We start from the raw sequence: 17,212 nt of genomic DNA, 5'->3' as shown, positions 1-17,212 counted from the left end.
TCAAGGCACCGACATGACCACCGACCGCAACACCACCGACCACTGCGAAGAACTGCTGCTCGACAATCAGGCCTGCTTCGCCCTGCATTCCACTTCGCTGATGATGACCAAGGTCTACAAGCCTTTGCTGCAAGCGCTCGGCCTGACCTATCCGCAGTATCTGGCGATGATGGTGCTGTGGGAGAAGGATGGTCTGACCGTCGGAGAAATCAGCACACGCCTGCTGACCGACCCGGGTTCGCTGACCCCGCTGCTCAAGCGTCTGGAAGTTGAAGGACTCTTGAGCCGGACCCGCAGCCGCGAGGATGAACGGGTGGTGATCGTTGAACTGACTGCACAGGGACACGCGCTGAAAGACAAGGCTCGAACCGTTCCGCCATGCATCCTGGGCGCCAGTGGCTTCACGCTGGAACGCCTGCAAAACCTGCAATCCGAGTTGCAGGCGTTGCGTGGTCATCTGCAGGACAGCCTGATTTAAGCGTCCCTTCCCTGCAGGAGCAGCCTCGCACCTGCAGGGAAATCGCATTTTTCTCTGACTTAGCCCTCCCCCGAAAATTTTTTTCTCTCGTTCTTCTATAAAAAAACCTTTCATATCAAAAGCTTGAGATCTCATCCCGAGCTGCTCCACGTCTCGCTTCTGTGCTTTCGCAAAAATTTATCTTGCGCACCAAATATTAGCGAAGTACATTTACTTCGCACCTAGTTAGCGCGCAAACAATTAGCGCAACAAAAAACACATTCGACGAGGCTCACACCATGCAAACTCTCTACACCGCAATCGCAACTTCCACCGGCGGCCGTGACGGTCGTGCGATCTCCAGCGACAACATCCTCGACGTCAAACTGGCCACTCCGAAAGAGCTTGGCGGTGCCGGCGGCGCGGCCACCAACCCTGAGCAACTGTTCGCTGCCGGCTACTCGGCCTGCTTCATCGGCGCCCTGAAATTCGTCGCCAGCCAGACCAAACGCAAAATCCCGGACGACGCGTCGATCACCGCTCACGTCGGCATCGGTCAGATTCCCGGTGGTTTCGGTCTGGACATCGACCTGCACATCGCCCTGCCGGGCCTGGAACAAGCTGACGCACAAAGCCTGGTCGACGCCGCCCACCAGGTCTGCCCGTACTCCAATGCCACCCGCGGCAATGTCGATGTACGCCTGCACGTGACCGTGTAACTGCCCGGCAGCAAAAATCGCAGGCACAAAAAAGCCCGACTCAATGGTCGGGCTTTTTCTTTCCGCAAAAAGCAGTGCTTATTTGGCACGGCCTTTGTAGGAACCGCCTTCGCGGGTATCGATCTCGATCATATCGCCGATTTCGATGAAGTCAGCAACCGACAGCTCGGTACCGTTCTTCAGTTTGGCAGGCTTCATCACCTTGCCGGAAGTGTCACCGCGAGCGGAACCTTCGGTGTAGTCAACCTGACGCACGATGGTGGTCGGCAGCTCTACGGAAACCAGACGCTCTTCGAAGAACACGGCTTCGCAAACGTCGGTCATGCCTTCTTCAACGAAAGGCAGAACGCTTTCGATGTCTTCGGCGTTCAGTTCGTACATGGTGTAGTCGGTGGTGTCCATGAACGTGTAGGTGTCGCCGCTGATGAAGGACAGGGTCGCTTCTTTGCGGTCGAGGATCACGTCGTCCAGCTTGTCGTCCGCACCGTAAACGGTTTCGGTCTTGTAACCGGTCAGCAGGTTCTTCAGCTTGGTCTTCATGATCGCGCTGTTACGGCCCGATTTGGTGAATTCAGCTTTCTGAACCAGCCAAGGATCGTTGTCGATACGGATCACGGTACCGGGTTTGAGTTCTTTACCAGTTTTCATTGCGAATATCCGAATTTGGATGGGATTTACAAAAATCTAGGCCGCGTATCATATCCAATTTCGGTAAAACTGTACCAGCGCCGTCGCAAGATCGGCCTGCAAGGCCTGTTCCAGACACCATGCTTCAGCATTTTCCTGCAGTTCGGGCCAGTATTTACGGGCCTCAAGCCAGTGCTGACCGATAGGCTGCCCGGCACTCCAGGCCCGCCACAGACCGTTCATCGCCTCGGCAGCGGCGGGCGAAAGGCCTTTTCCGTAGAGCGCGAGGAAGGCATCGAGCTTGTCCAGATGGATATCTTCATCCTGCTGATAGATGTGCCATAGCATCGGACGACCGGCCCACTGCGCACGGACAAACGAGTCCTCGCCGCGCACCGCGTTGAAATCGCAACACCACAGCAGTTGATCGTATTGATCCTGCCGGACGAACGGCAGCACCTGTACGGTGAGCGCCTGACGCACATTGAAGTCGCCCACCGCCAGCGACTCGACTCCGAGCCAGCGCGCGACATCACCGAGAATCCGCCCTTCCGGCACCAGCAGATGAGTCGGTATCGAATCAGCGGCGAGCACATCCAGCCAACTGGCAAGCCCGGCATTCTCGTAGGCAAACAGCGAAATCAGCTGCGCACCGGGTGCAGGAACGACCCCCAGGGCTTGCAGGAATTGTCGCTGCGACTCGGGATCCTGCTGAAACCGCCGACGCCGATCCAGCAGTCCGCTTTCACGCAACAGTCCGCCAGTGCCGGCCTGGAACCCCGGGAAGAAAAAGATCTTCTGCACGGACTTGTACTTCACCGAAGGCAGACCGTGGCAGCCAACCACCCAGTCTTCAGCGCTGAGATAGTCGAGGTTCATCCACAGTGGCGGTTTTTCTCGCTCGGCCATGGCGTCCATGTAGGTGCTAGGCAACTGACAGGCGAACGCGGCGATCACCACGTCGGCGGCGTCCGTTTCCGGCCATTCTGTCGGCCAGTGCCGGACTTCAACGCCCTGCTGCCATTGCGCATCGAGATGGATATCGAGTTCCGGGCAAATACGCTCGAACGCACGCAGATCATCGACCCACAGCCGCACCGCCAGCGCATGCTCGGCCGCCAGTTGCCGGGCCAGACGCCAGGTCACGCCGATGTCGCCATAGTTGTCGACCACGGTGCAAAAGATGTCCCAGCGGGTTTTCGGTTGCGGCATTCAAGACTCCCGTTGGCAAAAGCGCCGATTGTCCGCATAAATGTCCGCGTGCAGAAGAGCCGACGACAATTAATCTTCGTGCGACAATCGCCACTTGCCCGCAATCATCCGCCAGGAGGCAGCCATGCCCTACCGCCCCAACACGCGTCGTCCCTTGCCTGTCCAGCTTAGCGTGCTGCAATTGACCGGCAGCATTGCCCTGGGTCTGTGGCTGGGTTTCCTGGCCATTGCGCTGACATGCTGGCTCGCTTCGATGCTGTTCAGCCGTCAATTGCAACCGGTGGCGGATGCCGTGCAACAACTGAGCAAGCCTGCGGCAGTCGCCCAGCCACAATCAGAACCCGAGCCGCAAAACCGCCTGTTCGAGCAGTACGAAGAAAACCTGCGCAAGAACGAACAGCAGGATCGCCTGGATCAGGCCCGCAGCAGCACGCGCAACCAGTCGAACCCGAAATGCCAGTTCTGGCTCCAGCAGGATCAGACCGCTCCGAGCGAAAAGAGCCGCGCCAACGTCCTGCAATTCTGCGATTGATCATGAACAAGCACGCCGTCCACCAACTGATTCTCGACAAACTGCGCGTCGACCTCGATATCGCCGAACGCGCGGCACAAACCGCTTACGAAACCGCGACTCACGAAGAGAACATTGCCGAAAAAAGTACGATACCCTGGGGCTCGAGGCGTCGTACCTGGCGGCCGGGCAAGCGAAACGGGTCGAGGAGATCCGCCAGTCACTGGCGGTCTGCCAGAACCTGACGCTGCGGGCCTATGACGATCGACGCGGGATTGAAATCGGCGCCCTGCTCGGTCTGGAAGACGAAAAGGGTCGCGAGCAATGGCTGTTTCTGGCGCCGGATGCGGCGGGTCTGAAAGTCGACGTGGTCGGTCAGCCGGTCACCGTCATCACCCCACGCTCGCCGCTGGGCAAAGGCCTGCTGGGCAAGTTCGAGGGTGACGAGGTGGAGATTCTGGTGGCGGGCACCCGGCAACAGTTCGCTGTCACCGAGGTGCTGTAGACAGGGGCTTAGTGAACCGGCAGTTCGACGCCTTCGAACAGTTCTTCCAGTTCCTGCTTGTTGTGGCACTGAATGGCCTTGGCCATGACTTCGCGGGTCAGGTGCGGCGCGAATTTCTCGATGAAGTCGCACATGAAGCCACGCAGGAAAGTCCCGCGACGGAAACCGATCTTGGTCACGCTGGACTCGAACAGCTCGCTGGCATCGAGCACCACCAGGTCGTTGTCGAGTTTGGTATCGACGGCCATTTTGGCCACGATGCCGACACCCAGCCCCAGGCGAACGTAGGTTTTGATCACGTCGGCGTCGGCGGCGGTGAACACCACTTTCGGCGTCAGGCCGCGATGGCTGAAAGCTTCGTCGAGTTTCGAACGGCCGGTGAAACCGAATACGTAAGTCACGATCGGGTATTCGGCCAGTGCTTCGAGAGTCAGCTTCGGCAACTTGGTCAGCGGGTGGCCCTGAGGCACAACCACGCAGCGGTTCCAGCGGTAGCACGGCATCATCACCAGATCGCCGAACAGTTCCAGCGCCTCGGTGGCAATGGCGAAATCCACGGTGCCGTCAGCGGCCATTTCGGCGATCTGCATAGGCGAGCCCTGATGCATGTGCAGCGCCACGTCCGGGTATTGCTTGATGAAATTGCTGATCACCGGCGGCAGCGCATAACGTGCCTGGGTGTGCGTGGTGGCGATCGACAGGGTGCCTTTTTTCTCGTTGGAGAATTCCTGGGCGATCTGCTTGATGCTTTCGACCTTGCGCAGAATCTCACCGGCGGTGGTGATGATGCGCTCGCCGGCCGGCGTGACGCGGGTCAGGTGCTTGCCACTGCGGGCGAACACTTCGACGCCCAGTTCGTCTTCCAGCAGACGGATTTGCTTACTGATGCCCGGTTGCGAGGTGTAGAGACTTTGGGCTGTAGCGGAAACGTTGAGGTCGTGGTGCGCCACTTCCCAGATGTAGCGCAATTGTTGAAGCTTCATATGAATCCCTCAAAGCAGGTAGACGCCACGGGCATCAGCGACGGTATATAACTATATTAATGGTTTGAAGAATAAATCTAGAACTTTTTTATCAAAACGCCATTATTCCCGTCTCAGCGATCCTCCCGACGCCGACGCTCCACCAGCGGCACCATGTAAACCGGCACCTTGGACAATTGCAGCAATCGCGTCGCCGTGCGCCCCAACGGTGTTTCCGCCCCGACCCCGTGGCTGTGACTTCCTACGATCAGCAAATCGACGGAGAGTTTCTGTACCTGGTCGAGAATCACCTGCGACGGATCGCCCTGCAGCACCCGCACCGCACGGATCCGCAGCAGATCCTGCTCGCCCTCGTCCCCCAGCTCTTCGCGAAAACTGTCGAGCACCCGTTGCTCGATATTGGCGATGACGGTTTTCAGACCCTGACTGTGAAATTCGTTCAACGCCTGTTCGTCGAGATAGCTCTGCAACACCGACTCGGCAAACAACCCCATGGGCTCCACCGCGTGCACCACATACAAGTCGGCATTGAATGTTCGCGCCATCGCCAGGGCATGCTGCATCACTAACGGTGCGTACAGACCGAGGTCAGTGGCATACAGCATCGAACGAATCATATGACCTCCTCGCAAGCCAACATGGCGGAGATTTGATTCAGCTTAGCAGTGCCTTGGCGAGTACGACGTGCGACGCAACGTCTTGAACCACGAGGGCTTTAGACCGCCGGTTCGTTGCTGATGCCGTGGGGGACATGGCCGGTGGCAACCACCTCCCGGGCCAGCTCGCAGTGACCGGCCTGATCGTCGAAAAACACGTCCGCAGCGAACGCTTCGAGGAATGCCGACTTGGTCAGGCCGCCCAAAAACAGCGACTCGTCCAGACGGATGTCCCACTCGCGCAAGGTACGGATCACCCGTTCGTGAGCCGGCGCCGAACGCGCGGTGACCAGTGCCGTGCGGATCGGGCAGTTATCGTCCGGGAACTCACGCTGCAACAGATTGAGCGCTGCGAGAAAGCCCTTGAACGGCCCGCCGCGCAACGGCTCGCGAGCGGATTCACGCTCCTTGGCCTGAAAGGCTTCGAGGCCTCCGGACTGATAGACCCGCTCCGACTCGTCGGAAAACAGCACCGCGTCACCGTCGAAGGCGATGCGCAATTCATCGCTGGCCGCACGACTGGCGCCACCGGAAAGAATGGTGGCCGCCGCAAAGCCGTTGTCCAGCGCCGAGCGCACGTCTTCAGCGTGAGTGGAAAGAAACAGGTCGCAACCGAACGCCTTGAGATAAGGATAAGGACTGCGCCCGCCGACAAACGCTGCGCGGGAAATCGCCAGGCCGTAATGATCGATCGAGTTGAACACCCGCAGGCCGGTGTCAGCACTGTTGCGCGACACCAGAATCACCTCGACCCGGGCACGGCCAAGGCGACTGTTGAGGTTGAGCAGTTTTTCCACCAGCGGAAAGGCATCGCCCGGCGCGAGGATTTCGTCTTCGTGCTCGATCTGATATTGCCGATAGGCTTCGACGCCGCTCGACAGGTAGACCTTGTGACTCTCGCTCAGATCGAACAAGGCACGGGACGAAATCGCCAGCACCAGTTTGTCATCGATGTTCTTGGCCATGCCTTCCCCCAGATCCCCTCAAAGAATCGACTCAGGTGTTACGCCGGTCGATGAAACGCAAATGGCGATACAGCGCCTCGATTCGCGGCAGCTCGCAACCTGCCGCTTTTGCCGCCGCCAAAGGTCGAGCATAGATGGCGTCCAGTTCCAGCGGTCGCTTGTGCAGAAAATCGTGGTACATGCTCGGCCAATAGTCGGGCATTTTCTCGGTCATCATGAACAGGTATTCGGCGTAACCGGGCGGCATGTCATGGCCACAGGCCTTGGCGCCCTGCACCACTTCGGCCATCAGCGCCTGGATCTGAGCGCGGCTGTCGGCATCGGCCATCAGCGGCGTGGTACTCGCCCCGAGCAACACCGAAAGACCATTGTAGGGAATGTTCCAGACCAGTTTCTGCCAGCGCGCCTGGTGCAGGTTCGGCATGGCCTGGGAGTCGATGCCGGCGGCGCGGAACAGCCCGACGCCCTCCTCGACAATCGCCATGCGCGCCGCATCATCGGCTGACGGACCGCTGTGATAACCGACGTTCACCGCCCCGAGCGCCTGATGGGTGATGTGGCCCGGACCTTCCCGGTGAACGCAGATCAGGCACAGGCCGCCCAGCAAGTGCAGGGAATCGGGCAACAACGCCCGCAGGCTGTCTTCGACGTCGAGGCCGTTCTGCAGCACCAGCACTTTCGCGTCGGGTTTCGCCGCCTGAATAATCGACGGCGCCAGGCCAGCGTTGCTGGTGGTCTTGGCGCCGACCAGCAACCAGTCACAGGGCGGCATGTCTTCAGCCGATGAGTAAGCCTGCACCGGGTTCAGCATCAACGCGCCGTGAACCGCACTGTCGACCTGCAAGCCACGTTCGGCGACGGCGGAAAACTCGCTGCGCAGTAAAAAGTGCACATCGAATCCGGCCCGGGCCAGCATCAAGCCGTAGAAACCTCCGATTGCGCCGGTGCCGATAATCCCTACCACCGGCTTCTTGACGACTGCCCCCATCACGGCAACTCCTCTGCAATTCGACCCAGCGCCTGCGCCACGGCTGCGTTGAGCTCAGCGGCATTCAGGCGCGTGTGTACTGCCCCAAAGAACTCGCCGTCGCGCACCACGAACAGCGCCGGCAAATGAAAGACCTGATAACGCTCGACCAGACCACCATTGTCGCCGGCGTCGATCCAGCACAGGCGATCGACTGCCAGATCCAGCCCCGGCAACACCTCGCGGGCATAACGGCAACTGGCGCAGCCGACACTGGTGAAGATCACCAGCGAAACGCCGCTCATCGCCAGCAGCCGTTGGTCGGCGTCGAAATCGGTCAGTTCGGATTCGAACACTATACTGGGGGAAACAATGTCAGATGGCCGACACAGGGAGTCTGTGCTCATGGGACGGTTTATTCCTCATCCGGATGATGTGCCCGTCGAATTAACGTTGCTCAAACCTGAGTGCATTTCGCGGCAACAGCTGCACACTATCAGCCTCGGCGGCATCGCTTGCAATTACCACCGCGCCTGGCGCCATGGCACCGCGCTGCAGGTGCGCATGCCGACGCTCAATGCCGACATCTGTTATCCGGGCTATGTGGCCTGGTGCCTGCGACGCAAGAAAGGTTATCTGGTGGGCATCGCCTTCACCGACGAGCAGACCCTGTTCAGCGCCCGAATGGGTGAGCAGGTGTGTCAGATCGAACGCTATTGCCGACTCAACGACGCCCACGACGACCTCCAGGATATTCAGGCCCTGGCCCTGCAATGGGTCGAACAACACGCCGACGAGTTCTCCCACGACACCGTTCGCAAGGCTTTTGCGCAGCCAGTACTGGACTGAACAGTGACTTGCCCATTGTCGACAGGCGCCTGACGCGCTAAGGTTCGGCTCCCCGACGCGCTTAAATCTGCTGTGCTCCGCCGCGCGGGGATCGCTGGCGGCCGGCACCCGTGACCTGACGAGTAAACGATGGCTGATTTACCGATCAACGACCTGAACGTCGCTTCCAACGAGACCCTGATCACTCCCGATCAGCTCAAGCGTGATATCCCTCTGAGCGACGCTGCCCTGCGCACCGTCACCAAGGGTCGCGAAGTCATCCGCAATATTCTCGATGGCACCGACCACCGTCTGTTCGTGGTCATCGGGCCTTGCTCGATCCACGACATCAAGGCTGCCCACGAGTACGCCGAGCGCCTGAAGGTGCTGGCGGCGGAAGTGTCGGACACCTTGTATCTGGTCATGCGCGTGTACTTCGAAAAACCGCGGACCACCGTCGGCTGGAAAGGCCTGATCAACGACCCGTACCTGGATGACTCGTTCAAGATCCAGGACGGTCTGCACATCGGTCGCCAGTTGCTGCTGGACCTGGCCGAGAAAGGCCTGCCGACCGCGACCGAAGCCCTCGACCCGATCTCCCCGCAGTACCTGCAGGATCTGATCAGCTGGTCGGCCATCGGCGCCCGCACCACCGAATCCCAGACCCACCGCGAAATGGCTTCCGGCCTGTCCTCGGCGGTCGGTTTCAAGAACGGCACCGACGGCGGCCTGACCGTGGCGATCAACGCCTTGCAGTCGGTTTCCAGCCCGCACCGTTTCCTGGGCATCAACCAGGAAGGTGGCGTGTCGATCGTCACCACCAAGGGCAACGCCTACGGTCACGTGGTACTGCGCGGCGGCAACGGCAAGCCGAACTATGATTCGGTCAGCGTCGCCCTGTGCGAACAAGCGCTGAACAAGGCGAAGATCAAGCCGAACATCATGGTCGATTGCAGCCACGCCAACTCCAACAAGGATCCGGCCCTGCAACCGCTGGTGATGGAGAACGTCGCCAACCAGATCCTCGAAGGCAACCAGTCGATCATCGGCCTGATGGTCGAGAGTCACCTGAACTGGGGCTGCCAGGCGATTCCGAAAGATCTCGCCGATCTGCAATACGGCGTCTCGATCACCGATGCCTGCATCGACTGGTCGACCACCGAAAACACCTTGCGCAGCATGCACGCCAAGCTCAAGGATGTGCTGCCGAAACGTCAGCGCGGCTGACAGCCGTTTCGCAGGCATAAAAAAACGCCGGGCATTGCCCGGCGTTTTTGTGTGTGCGGTGTGAGGTCAGTCAGATCTTGGCGGTGCGCCGCTGATGACGCTCCATGTAGCGCTCCACGTAGGAGCACGACGGGATGACCGTATAGCCCATTTCATCGGCGTACTGCAGTGCCCGCTCGGTCAGGGCTGCCGCGATGCCTCGGCCACGCAATGCGTTGGGCACGAAGGTGCGGTAGATATCCAGGGTCTGTTTCCCCAGATCCATATAGGTCAGGTAGGCACGATGACCGTCCACATTGGTCTCGAACTGATGACCAGCCTGGTCATGGTGGATGGACAACGCCTCGCTCATCACTACTCCTCGCGGGTCTCGAATGCTGACCCCTACCTTACCGATGTTTTCCCGGCGAAGGAACATCTACGCCACCCCGTGCCTGATGGACACCGAGAAGAACCGCACCGATCTCGCGCAACCCGAGCACGTATCAAATAGTAGGCACCAATGACGAAAATGCTCAAGGCGCACTCGTCATCAGGCTGATTGACGGGGCAGTTCCGGTGGACTCAGGACCGGTTCGGGAGAACCTTGTCCCGAACCGAAAGGCTGAACATCGCCGGATGTTGAGACTTAAGACGTGCCTGATTTTTTAAAGTCACCTGAACATGGACAAAGATAGGTGAGACGCTGCACAAAAACGCAACAAAAGTGTGGACGAATCCATATAGACAGACTCTAGCCACTACCTGCAAAACAGCACCCGACAACGGGAACTTTTTCTCAATAACTCACTCACGACGGGCCTTACAGCTGAATATTTTTTATACAGCCCGGTTAAAAGTTGCTCGAAAAAGAATCAACGCCTACAATTTTTTTTGCTTCTTGCCTTACGTCAGTTTACTTACTACAAGTAATGGGTAGTATGTACGCCGGCTATTTCCTCAATCGGAGGAGACAGCCACTTAATTGAAAGTCCTTGAAGGGGAACACGATGAACAACGTTCTGAAATTCTCTGCTCTGGCTCTGGCCGCAGTTCTGGCTACCGGTTGCAGCAGCGCATCGAAAGAAACCGAAGCACGTCTGACCGCTACTGAAGACGCAGCTGCTCGCTCCCAGGCTCGTGCAGACGAAGCTTACCGTAAAGCTGATGAAGCTCTGGCTGCTGCTCAAAAAGCACAACAGACTGCTGACGAAGCTAACGAGCGTGCTCTGCGCATGCTGGAAAAAGCTAGCCGCAAGTAATAGTCCTTCGGGATTGTTATCAAGCCGACCCGTTTTTCGGGTCGGCTTTTTTTTGCCTGAAATTTTCTTCATGCAATAAAAAACCCGCCGGTGCTCACGCATCGGCGGGTTCTGTTTTCCGGCTTACTGTTGCAGGTCGATCGGTGCGCTGGAAACGATCGGCGCCGAGGTGTTCGGTGTGCCGATTTCAGTTGGCAGGCCATCTTCCGCCGCCACCACATCACGCACCACATCCCAGTTCATGCGCAGGTTGTTGGTGATGTCTTCACGCTTGAGCATCGCGTTGATCACGGCAGTGTGCTTGTCGACCACCGACGGGTTGCCCTTGTCGTCGATCGGCGTGTGCGCTTCCAGGTAGATCTTGCCGCCACTGCGACCGAACTTGTACGCGTCGTTGAGGATTCGTACCGAAGTCCCCACCGGCACCATGCTGGCCATTTCCAGCACGTTGTTGTTGAACATGCGGAAGCAGCCGTGGCTGGTGCGCATGCCGATACCGAATTTCTTGTTCGAACCGTGGATCAGGTAACCCGGCGTGCCCAGAGTGAACTTGAACGGCCCCAGCGGGTTGTCCGGGCCGGCCGGCACTACGTTCGGCAGCGGATCGCCATCGGCGGCGTGTTCGGCCTTGATCGAGGCTGGCGGTGTCCAGGTCGGATTCGGCGTCTTGGCGGTGATCGTGGTGTGGGCGATTGGCGAGCCCCAGCCTTCGCGACCGATACCCAGCGGGAAGGTGTACACCACGTTCCGGCCTTTCGGGTAGTAGTAGAGGCGGTACTCGGCAAGGTTGATCACGATGCCTTCACGCGGACCCGGCGGCAGGATGAAACGGGTCGGCAGGACCACTTCGGTGCCGGCGCCCGGCAGCCAGGCATCGACGCCCGGGTTGGCCGCGACCATTTCCGAATAACCCAGATCGTAGGTGGTGCCCAGATCGGCAAAGGTGTCTTCGTATTTGGCCTTGATCACCTGCACCTGGCCGATGATGTCTTCACCAGGTGGTGGCAGGGGAAACTCCAGGGCGGCAACGGGGCCGGCCACACACAGGGCGGCAAGAGACAGGCAGCGGGTGACGGCAGGGAAACGCGGCAACATCCGGAGAATCCTTCGCAAGATCGACAAGGGTATAAGAACGCGATTGTACACCGCGCCCAGGGAATTCGGGGAGATGCGCCGATGGGCTGGCAGCAGTCTTCATAATTGAAGCTGCCGCCAGCCCGGGGCGCGTTCTGCAGATGCGTGTGCTTATAGCTCGAAACGCAGCTCGGGCCAGATCGGCGAGGTACCGCGCTTCTGCGATTCGAGAATCGCCCGGCACAGCGAGCACAGGCGCTGATCCTGGAACACCCGACGATCCACGCTGGACCAGCGCGGTTGCGCCGGCAGCAGACTGCCGCAAAGGGTCCGGTCAGCCGAGCCACCGAGCTCCAGTTGACGGGTCACCAGATGCACCCGCACTTCCTGGCAGGCGAACAGATCCAGCTGTTCGTCAGGCTCGATCAGTTGGTAGGCAAACAGGGACCAGGCAGAACGCGACATCGGGGGCTCCATTTAGGGGGGCGCCACATTAGCCGAAAGCCTGCCGCTAGAAAAGCCTCATAACAGCGGTTTTAGCGTCGGCCAGACATTTTCCAACAACTTGCCCTGAGCCCCGGCAGCCGGGTGCAGACCATCGGCCTGCATCAAGTCCGGGTGCCCGCCCACGCCCTCGAGGAAAAACGGCACCAGCGGGATCTTTTTCTCCTCGGCCAGCTTGCCGTAGACCTCGGCAAAGGCATCGGTGTAGCGCTTGCCGTAATTGGGCGGCAGTTGCATGCCGAGCAGCAGCACCCTGGCACCGCTTTGACGGGAGCTGTCGATCATCGAAGCAAGATTTTGTTGCAATTGCGTCGGCGGCATTCCGCGCAGGCCGTCGTTGCCGCCCAACTCGAGGATCACCAGCTCCGGCTTGTGCTCTGCAAGCAGCGCGGGCAGCCGCGCCTGGCCTCCGGCACTGGTGTCGCCGCTGATGGAGGCATTGACCACTTTATCGTCAAAACCTTCGGACTTGAGCCGCTGCTCGAGCAACGACACCCACCCCAACCGGGTATCCAGTCCGAAACCGGCGCTGATACTATCGCCAACGATCAGGACTGTACCCGCCGCTGCGTTCTGGGCCATGCACATCAAGGCCAGGCCAGCACTCAAAAACCACACACGCATCGGATTCTCCATGGGCGCAAGCATTCTCACCGCGAAGAACCTTAGCAAAGTGGTTCCCAGCGCGGAAGGTGAACTGACCATCCTGCACGAACTCAGCCTGGAACTGAACAAGGGCGACAGCCTGGCCATCGTTGGCGCATCCGGCTCCGGCAAATCCACCCTGCTCGGCCTGCTCGCCGGCCTCGATCTGCCGAGCAGCGGCGAAGTCGTTCTCGCCGGCCAGTCCCTGAGCAATCTCGACGAAGACCAGCGCGCGCGCATCCGTGCCGAACATGTGGGTTTCGTGTTTCAGTCGTTCCAGCTGCTCGACAGTCTCAACGCCCTGGAAAACGTGATGCTGCCGCTGGAACTCGACGGCCGCAAAGACGCCCGCGGGCGCGCCACGGAATTGCTGCAACGGGTTGGCCTCGGCCAGCGCCTGACGCACTCACCGCGCCAGCTCTCCGGTGGTGAGCAACAGCGGGTGGCGATTGCCCGTGCCTTTGCCGCCGAGCCGGATGTGCTGTTCGCCGACGAACCCACCGGCAACCTCGACAGCCACACCGGCGAGCGCATCAGCGACCTGCTATTCGAACTGAACAAGGAACGCGGCACCACCCTGGTGCTGGTGACCCACGACGAACGCCTGGCCCATCGCTGCCGGCGCCTGATCCGACTTGAAGCCGGCCTGCTGGTCGCCCCCCTGGAGCCTTGATGGCACGTCTGCCGCTGTTGCGCCTGTTCAGCCTTGCCCTGCGCCAGCTCCTGCGCGATGCCCGCGCCGGGGAGTTGCGGGTGCTGTTCTTCGCCTTGCTGGTGGCCGTGGCGGCAAGTACCGCCATTGGCTACTTCGGCGCCCGCCTGAATGGCGCAATGACGTTGCGCGCCACCGAGTTTCTCGGCGCGGATCTGGTGCTCGAAGGCAGCTCCCCCGCACGACCGGAACAAATCAGGAGCGGCACCGAGCTGCGCCTCGACCATGCGCAGATCGTTGAGTTTTCCAGCGTCATCGCCACCGACAACGGCATTCAGCTGTCGAGCATCAAGGCCGTCGACCGTGCCTATCCGCTGCGTGGTGAGCTGAAAAGTGCCCCGGCACCGTTTGCTGCCGAAGCGTCGGGCGGCGAACCGCAGCCGGGCGAAGCCTGGGTCGAATCGCGCCTGCTCACGGCGCTGGACCTGAAGATCGGCGACAGCATCGACGTCGGCATGAAGACACTGAAACTGACAAGGGTGCTGACGTACGAGCCTGATCGCGCCGGCAACTTCTACAGCCTGACGCCACGGGTGCTGATCAATCTCGACGACCTCGCCGCGACCGGCGTGGTCCAGCCCGGCAGCCGGGTGAGCTATCGCGAACTGTGGCGCGGCGAACCCAACGCACTGGAAACCTATCGCCAGCTGATCAAACCGGGGCTTGCCGCCAACCAGCGGATTCAGGATGCCCGCGACGGCAACCGGCAGATTGGCGGCGCACTGGGCAAGGCCGAGCGCTATCTGAACATGGCCAGTCTGGTCGCCGTGCTGTTGGCCGGCGTGGCCGTGGCGCTGTCGGCGAATCGCTTCGCCAGCCGCCGCTTCGATGCCAGCGCGCTGTTGCGCTGCCTGGGTTTGTCGCGCCGGGAAACCATGGTCCTGTTCAGCCTGCAACTGGCAGTGCTCGGACTGTTCGCCAGCCTCAGCGGCGCCCTGCTTGGCTGGCTGGCTCAATTGGGATTGTTTGCGCTGCTGCACGACCTGCTACCGACCGATGTACCGCCGGGAGGCTTGTTGCCGGCGTTGGCGGGGATCGGTACCGGGCTGGTGGCGCTGGCCGGTTTTGCCTTGCCGCCGCTCGCCGCCCTCGGCCGTGTACCGCCGCTACGGGTTTTGCGCCGCGACATGCTGCCGATTCCGTCGAGCACCTGGATGGTCTACGGCGCAGCACTCGGCGCGCTCGGCCTGATCATGTGGCGCCTGAGCCTGGATCTGCTGCTGACGTTTGCCTTGCTCGGCGGTGGCGTGGTCGCCGCGCTGGTGCTCGGTGGTTTGCTGTTGCTGCTGCTCAACAGCCTGCGTCGCCTGCTAGCTCGCGCCTCCCTGCCGTGGCGCCTCGGCCTGGGCCAGTTGCTGCGTCACCCGCTGGCGGCGGCCGGACAGTCCCTGGCATTCGGCCTGATCCTGCTGTCCATGGCGCTGATTGCACTGTTGCGCGGTGAATTGCTCGACACCTGGCAAAACCAGCTGCCGAAAAATGCTCCCAACTATTTCGCCCTGAACATCCTGCCGGCGGACAAACAGGCCTTCACCGATCACCTGATCAATGTCTCGGCCCAGGCTGCGCCGTTGTACCCGGTGGTGCCGGGACGGCTGATCAGCATCAACGGCGAAGCGGTGCAACAGATCGTCAGCAAAGACTCGGCCGGCGACCGGGCGATCCAGCGCGATTTGAGCCTGACCTGGGCTGCCGACTTGCCGGCGGGCAACAAGATCACCGCAGGTTCGTGGTGGAGTGGACAACCCTCGGACGAGGTTCCCGGCGTCTCTGTGGAAGGCAAGGTCGCCGAAAGCCTCAAGCTCAAACTCGGCGATCACCTGGTGTTTACCGTTGGCGGAGTGAACCGCGAAGCGAAAGTCACCAGCCTGCGGGAGATCAACTGGGACAACTTCCAGCCGAACTTCTTCATGATCTTCCAGCCCGGAACGTTGAAAGATCTGCCGGCGACCTACCTCACCAGCTTCTATCTGGCGCCCGGTCACGACCAGCAGATCGTCGAGCTGTCGCGGACATTCCCGGCGGTGACCATCCTGCAGGTCGAAGCCTTGCTCGAACAACTGCGCAGCATCCTCGCCCAGGTCACCCTGGCGGTAGAGTACGTGTTGTTGTTTGTGTTGGCGGCCGGGATGGCGGTGCTGTTTTCCGGGTTGCAGGCGACGCTGGATGAACGTATTCGCCAAGGCGCACTGTTGCGTGCGCTGGGGGCGGAACGGCAGTTGCTGGTCAAGGCGCGGCGAATCGAGTTCGGCTTGCTCGGCGCGGTCAGCGGGTTGCTGGCGGCCATCGGTTCGGAAGTGGTGAGCCTGGTGTTGTATCGCTTCGCGTTCGACCTGCCCTGGCACCCGCATCCATGGTTGCTGGTGCTGCCGTTGATCGGTGCGGCCCTGATCGGTGGCGCCGGCGTGTTCGGCACCCGTCGGGCCCTGAATGCGAGCCCGCTGACAGTGCTGCGCGAGGGTTGATAGACTCCAGCCCTCAACACCACAAGAAGTTGCCATGAGCCGTTATCGCCCTCCCCGCACCGCTGGCACCGCGCTGATCACCCCCGAAGGTGAAGCGCGGATGCGCGCCGAATTCCATGAGTTGTGGCACGTACGCCGTCCGCAGGTGACGCAGTCAGTCAGCGAAGCGGCGGCTCAGGGCGATCGATCGGAGAATGCCGAGTACACCTACGGCAAGAAGATGCTGCGCGAGATCGACAGCCGCGTGCGCTTTCTTACCAAACGCCTCGAGGCGCTGAAAGTGGTCAGCGAAAAACCGAGCGATCCGAACAAGGTCTACTTCGGCGCCTGGGTGACCATCGAGGATGAGGACGGCAAACAGTCGCGCTACCGCATCGTCGGCCCGGACGAGCTGGATCTGAAACTGGGCCTGATCAGCATCGACTCGCCGCTGGCACGGGCCTTGATCGGCAAGGCGCTGGACGCCGAAGTGAGGGTCCAGACGCCAACCGGCGAGCAATTCGTTTACATCGTGGCGATCGACTATCCCTGACACTCAGCGCCGGGCAATCAGCCCTTGGCGGGCAACGCGGGTCAGTTGACGGATCATTTCCGGAGCGTCTTCAGCGCTGGGCGACTGGATCACCGCCAGGTCGAAACTGTCATCGGCAAAACGCGCCAGCGACTCGCCATCTTCAACGAACTGGATCAGGAATGCGGCAGGACCGCCGCTGCGACGTGGCCAGCCATCGAGATAACGCAACAGCGTCGGCTGGTGTTTGCCGCCAAGCAGGATTTTTGGGTTGCGCTGGGTGATATGCGCCGTGATCGGCGCGGGACGTGCTGGAGGGCGAAGTGCATTCATCGTGTCGTGTCTCTGCCTCAAAAGTCTGCATGGCAGGTGAGAGGCAACACCGAACCAGCGCTTTAGCGGT

Annotated in this window: 21 protein-coding genes and 1 pseudogene; 10 read left to right on the top strand and 12 right to left on the bottom strand. The window is 60.5% G+C overall.

Translation table 11 applies throughout. The features are described from left to right. Positions 1–13: 13 nt before the first annotated feature. Both M5B44_RS19375 and M5B44_RS19370 read left to right on the top strand, forming a co-directional pair. Positions 14–478, top strand: coding sequence for a MarR family winged helix-turn-helix transcriptional regulator (locus M5B44_RS19375; protein ID WP_248740194.1), 465 nt, complete (start codon positions 14–16; stop codon positions 476–478). A 278-nt stretch (positions 479–756) separates the two neighbouring features. Further along, complete coding sequence (locus M5B44_RS19370; protein ID WP_085710763.1) at positions 757–1,176, top strand: organic hydroperoxide resistance protein; 420 nt, start codon at positions 757–759, stop codon at positions 1,174–1,176. A gap of 78 nt (positions 1,177–1,254) precedes the next feature. Here M5B44_RS19370 and M5B44_RS19365 read toward each other — a convergent pair whose 3' ends face one another. Continuing rightward, entirely contained in the window at positions 1,255–1,824 is a 570-nt protein-coding gene (locus tag M5B44_RS19365) for an elongation factor P (RefSeq protein ID WP_003226785.1), read from the bottom strand. A 48-nt stretch (positions 1,825–1,872) separates the two neighbouring features. Next, positions 1,873–3,015, bottom strand: coding sequence for an elongation factor P maturation arginine rhamnosyltransferase EarP (gene earP, locus M5B44_RS19360; protein ID WP_248740193.1), 1,143 nt, complete (start codon positions 3,013–3,015; stop codon positions 1,873–1,875). A gap of 124 nt (positions 3,016–3,139) precedes the next feature. On the opposite strand from earP, the gene M5B44_RS19355 reads away from it, so the two are divergent. Beyond that, a complete protein-coding gene (locus tag M5B44_RS19355) occupies positions 3,140–3,547 on the top strand; it encodes a hypothetical protein (protein ID WP_248740192.1) in 408 nt (135 codons plus the stop codon). Between the two features lie 2 nt (positions 3,548–3,549). Next, positions 3,550–4,031, top strand: a pseudogene (locus M5B44_RS19350) (transcription elongation factor GreAB). Between the two features lie 8 nt (positions 4,032–4,039). Here M5B44_RS19350 and cysB read toward each other — a convergent pair. From cysB to M5B44_RS19325, 5 genes are all read right to left on the bottom strand, one after another. After that, positions 4,040–5,014: an HTH-type transcriptional regulator CysB gene (cysB, locus tag M5B44_RS19345; RefSeq protein ID WP_007955684.1), complete on the bottom strand. Its 975-nt coding sequence runs from the start codon at positions 5,012–5,014 to the stop codon at positions 4,040–4,042. 113 nt (positions 5,015–5,127) lie between these two features. Beyond that, on the bottom strand, positions 5,128–5,631 hold the full coding sequence (locus tag M5B44_RS19340) for a universal stress protein (RefSeq protein ID WP_085710767.1): 504 nt from the start codon (positions 5,629–5,631) through the stop codon (positions 5,128–5,130). A gap of 98 nt (positions 5,632–5,729) precedes the next feature. Beyond that, positions 5,730–6,635, bottom strand: coding sequence for a 5'-nucleotidase (locus tag M5B44_RS19335; protein ID WP_085730576.1), 906 nt, complete (start codon positions 6,633–6,635; stop codon positions 5,730–5,732). Positions 6,636–6,666: 31 nt separating this feature from the next. Beyond that, positions 6,667–7,623: a putative 2-dehydropantoate 2-reductase gene (locus M5B44_RS19330; protein ID WP_248740191.1), complete on the bottom strand. Its 957-nt coding sequence runs from the start codon at positions 7,621–7,623 to the stop codon at positions 6,667–6,669. After that, the gene (locus M5B44_RS19325) at positions 7,623–8,009 is read right to left on the bottom strand and encodes a thioredoxin family protein (protein WP_134827669.1); all 387 of its coding nucleotides are present in this window, start codon (positions 8,007–8,009) and stop codon (positions 7,623–7,625) included. The genes M5B44_RS19330 and M5B44_RS19325 overlap by 1 nt, the downstream gene beginning before the upstream one ends. Between M5B44_RS19325 and M5B44_RS19320 the strand changes: the two genes are divergently transcribed. Both M5B44_RS19320 and M5B44_RS19315 read left to right on the top strand, forming a co-directional pair. Continuing rightward, the gene (locus M5B44_RS19320; protein ID WP_085710771.1) at positions 8,008–8,451 is read left to right on the top strand and encodes a PilZ domain-containing protein; all 444 of its coding nucleotides are present in this window, start codon (positions 8,008–8,010) and stop codon (positions 8,449–8,451) included. The genes M5B44_RS19325 and M5B44_RS19320 overlap by 2 nt on opposite strands. A gap of 129 nt (positions 8,452–8,580) precedes the next feature. Beyond that, entirely contained in the window at positions 8,581–9,657 is a 1,077-nt protein-coding gene (locus tag M5B44_RS19315) for a 3-deoxy-7-phosphoheptulonate synthase (RefSeq protein ID WP_248740190.1), read from the top strand. Between the two features lie 70 nt (positions 9,658–9,727). On the opposite strand, the gene M5B44_RS19310 is transcribed toward M5B44_RS19315, so the two are convergent. Further along, positions 9,728–10,009 (bottom strand): GNAT family N-acetyltransferase, encoded by a 282-nt coding sequence (locus M5B44_RS19310; RefSeq protein WP_007955658.1) that lies wholly within the window; start codon positions 10,007–10,009, stop codon positions 9,728–9,730. A gap of 637 nt (positions 10,010–10,646) precedes the next feature. Between M5B44_RS19310 and oprI the strand changes: the two genes are divergently transcribed. Beyond that, positions 10,647–10,898, top strand: coding sequence for an outer membrane lipoprotei OprI (gene oprI / locus M5B44_RS19305; protein ID WP_003183784.1), 252 nt, complete (start codon positions 10,647–10,649; stop codon positions 10,896–10,898). A 123-nt stretch (positions 10,899–11,021) separates the two neighbouring features. Here oprI and M5B44_RS19300 read toward each other — a convergent pair whose 3' ends face one another. The 3 genes from M5B44_RS19300 to M5B44_RS19290 all read right to left on the bottom strand — a co-directional run bounded on the left by M5B44_RS19300 (position 11,022) and on the right by M5B44_RS19290 (position 13,100). After that, entirely contained in the window at positions 11,022–11,993 is a 972-nt protein-coding gene (locus tag M5B44_RS19300; RefSeq protein WP_085710772.1) for a L,D-transpeptidase family protein, read from the bottom strand. A 150-nt stretch (positions 11,994–12,143) separates the two neighbouring features. Next, complete coding sequence (locus M5B44_RS19295; protein ID WP_007908575.1) at positions 12,144–12,437, bottom strand: hypothetical protein; 294 nt, start codon at positions 12,435–12,437, stop codon at positions 12,144–12,146. Positions 12,438–12,494: 57 nt separating this feature from the next. Continuing rightward, on the bottom strand, positions 12,495–13,100 hold the full coding sequence (locus M5B44_RS19290) for an arylesterase (RefSeq protein WP_085710773.1): 606 nt from the start codon (positions 13,098–13,100) through the stop codon (positions 12,495–12,497). Positions 13,101–13,110: 10 nt separating this feature from the next. On the opposite strand from M5B44_RS19290, the gene M5B44_RS19285 reads away from it, so the two are divergent. The 3 genes from M5B44_RS19285 to greB are packed head-to-tail and all read left to right on the top strand — an operon-like array spanning position 13,111 to position 16,830. Next, entirely contained in the window at positions 13,111–13,794 is a 684-nt protein-coding gene (locus tag M5B44_RS19285) for an ABC transporter ATP-binding protein (protein WP_085710774.1), read from the top strand. Continuing rightward, positions 13,794–16,298, top strand: a complete 2,505-nt coding sequence (locus M5B44_RS19280) for an ABC transporter permease (protein ID WP_248740189.1) — start codon at positions 13,794–13,796, stop codon at positions 16,296–16,298. Before M5B44_RS19285 ends, M5B44_RS19280 begins: the two co-directional genes overlap by 1 nt. Before the next feature lie 34 nt (positions 16,299–16,332). After that, on the top strand, positions 16,333–16,830 hold the full coding sequence (greB, locus tag M5B44_RS19275) for a transcription elongation factor GreB (protein ID WP_003226818.1): 498 nt from the start codon (positions 16,333–16,335) through the stop codon (positions 16,828–16,830). A 3-nt stretch (positions 16,831–16,833) separates the two neighbouring features. On the opposite strand, the gene M5B44_RS19270 is transcribed toward greB, so the two are convergent. Continuing rightward, positions 16,834–17,142, bottom strand: coding sequence for a class I SAM-dependent methyltransferase (locus M5B44_RS19270; RefSeq protein WP_114884582.1), 309 nt, complete (start codon positions 17,140–17,142; stop codon positions 16,834–16,836). Between the last annotated feature and the right edge of the window lie 70 nt (positions 17,143–17,212).

It is taken from the genome of Pseudomonas sp. MWU12-2029, assembly GCF_023242425.1.
Taxonomy (GTDB): Bacteria; Pseudomonadota; Gammaproteobacteria; order Pseudomonadales; family Pseudomonadaceae; genus Aquipseudomonas; species Aquipseudomonas kribbensis.
Note: the sequence above shows the minus strand (reverse complement) of the source record. Positions and strands in the feature narration are given on the sequence as shown.

Coding starts and splice junctions, on each gene's coding strand:
- M5B44_RS19375 (WP_248740194.1), top strand. CDS start 14: ATGACCACCGACCGCAACACCACCGACCACTGCGAAGAACTGCTGCTC.
- M5B44_RS19370 (WP_085710763.1), top strand. CDS start 757: ATGCAAACTCTCTACACCGCAATCGCAACTTCCACCGGCGGCCGTGAC.
- M5B44_RS19365 (WP_003226785.1), bottom strand. CDS start 1,824: ATGAAAACTGGTAAAGAACTCAAACCCGGTACCGTGATCCGTATCGAC.
- earP (WP_248740193.1), bottom strand. CDS start 3,015: ATGCCGCAACCGAAAACCCGCTGGGACATCTTTTGCACCGTGGTCGAC.
- M5B44_RS19355 (WP_248740192.1), top strand. CDS start 3,140: ATGCCCTACCGCCCCAACACGCGTCGTCCCTTGCCTGTCCAGCTTAGC.
- cysB (WP_007955684.1), bottom strand. CDS start 5,014: ATGAAGCTTCAACAATTGCGCTACATCTGGGAAGTGGCGCACCACGAC.
- M5B44_RS19340 (WP_085710767.1), bottom strand. CDS start 5,631: ATGATTCGTTCGATGCTGTATGCCACTGACCTCGGTCTGTACGCACCG.
- M5B44_RS19335 (WP_085730576.1), bottom strand. CDS start 6,635: ATGGCCAAGAACATCGATGACAAACTGGTGCTGGCGATTTCGTCCCGT.
- M5B44_RS19330 (WP_248740191.1), bottom strand. CDS start 7,623: ATGGGGGCAGTCGTCAAGAAGCCGGTGGTAGGGATTATCGGCACCGGC.
- M5B44_RS19320 (WP_085710771.1), top strand. CDS start 8,008: ATGGGACGGTTTATTCCTCATCCGGATGATGTGCCCGTCGAATTAACG.
- M5B44_RS19325 (WP_134827669.1), bottom strand. CDS start 8,009: ATGAGCACAGACTCCCTGTGTCGGCCATCTGACATTGTTTCCCCCAGT.
- M5B44_RS19315 (WP_248740190.1), top strand. CDS start 8,581: ATGGCTGATTTACCGATCAACGACCTGAACGTCGCTTCCAACGAGACC.
- M5B44_RS19310 (WP_007955658.1), bottom strand. CDS start 10,009: ATGAGCGAGGCGTTGTCCATCCACCATGACCAGGCTGGTCATCAGTTC.
- oprI (WP_003183784.1), top strand. CDS start 10,647: ATGAACAACGTTCTGAAATTCTCTGCTCTGGCTCTGGCCGCAGTTCTG.
- M5B44_RS19300 (WP_085710772.1), bottom strand. CDS start 11,993: ATGTTGCCGCGTTTCCCTGCCGTCACCCGCTGCCTGTCTCTTGCCGCC.
- M5B44_RS19295 (WP_007908575.1), bottom strand. CDS start 12,437: ATGTCGCGTTCTGCCTGGTCCCTGTTTGCCTACCAACTGATCGAGCCT.
- M5B44_RS19290 (WP_085710773.1), bottom strand. CDS start 13,100: ATGCGTGTGTGGTTTTTGAGTGCTGGCCTGGCCTTGATGTGCATGGCC.
- M5B44_RS19285 (WP_085710774.1), top strand. CDS start 13,111: ATGGGCGCAAGCATTCTCACCGCGAAGAACCTTAGCAAAGTGGTTCCC.
- M5B44_RS19280 (WP_248740189.1), top strand. CDS start 13,794: ATGGCACGTCTGCCGCTGTTGCGCCTGTTCAGCCTTGCCCTGCGCCAG.
- greB (WP_003226818.1), top strand. CDS start 16,333: ATGAGCCGTTATCGCCCTCCCCGCACCGCTGGCACCGCGCTGATCACC.
- M5B44_RS19270 (WP_114884582.1), bottom strand. CDS start 17,142: ATGAATGCACTTCGCCCTCCAGCACGTCCCGCGCCGATCACGGCGCAT.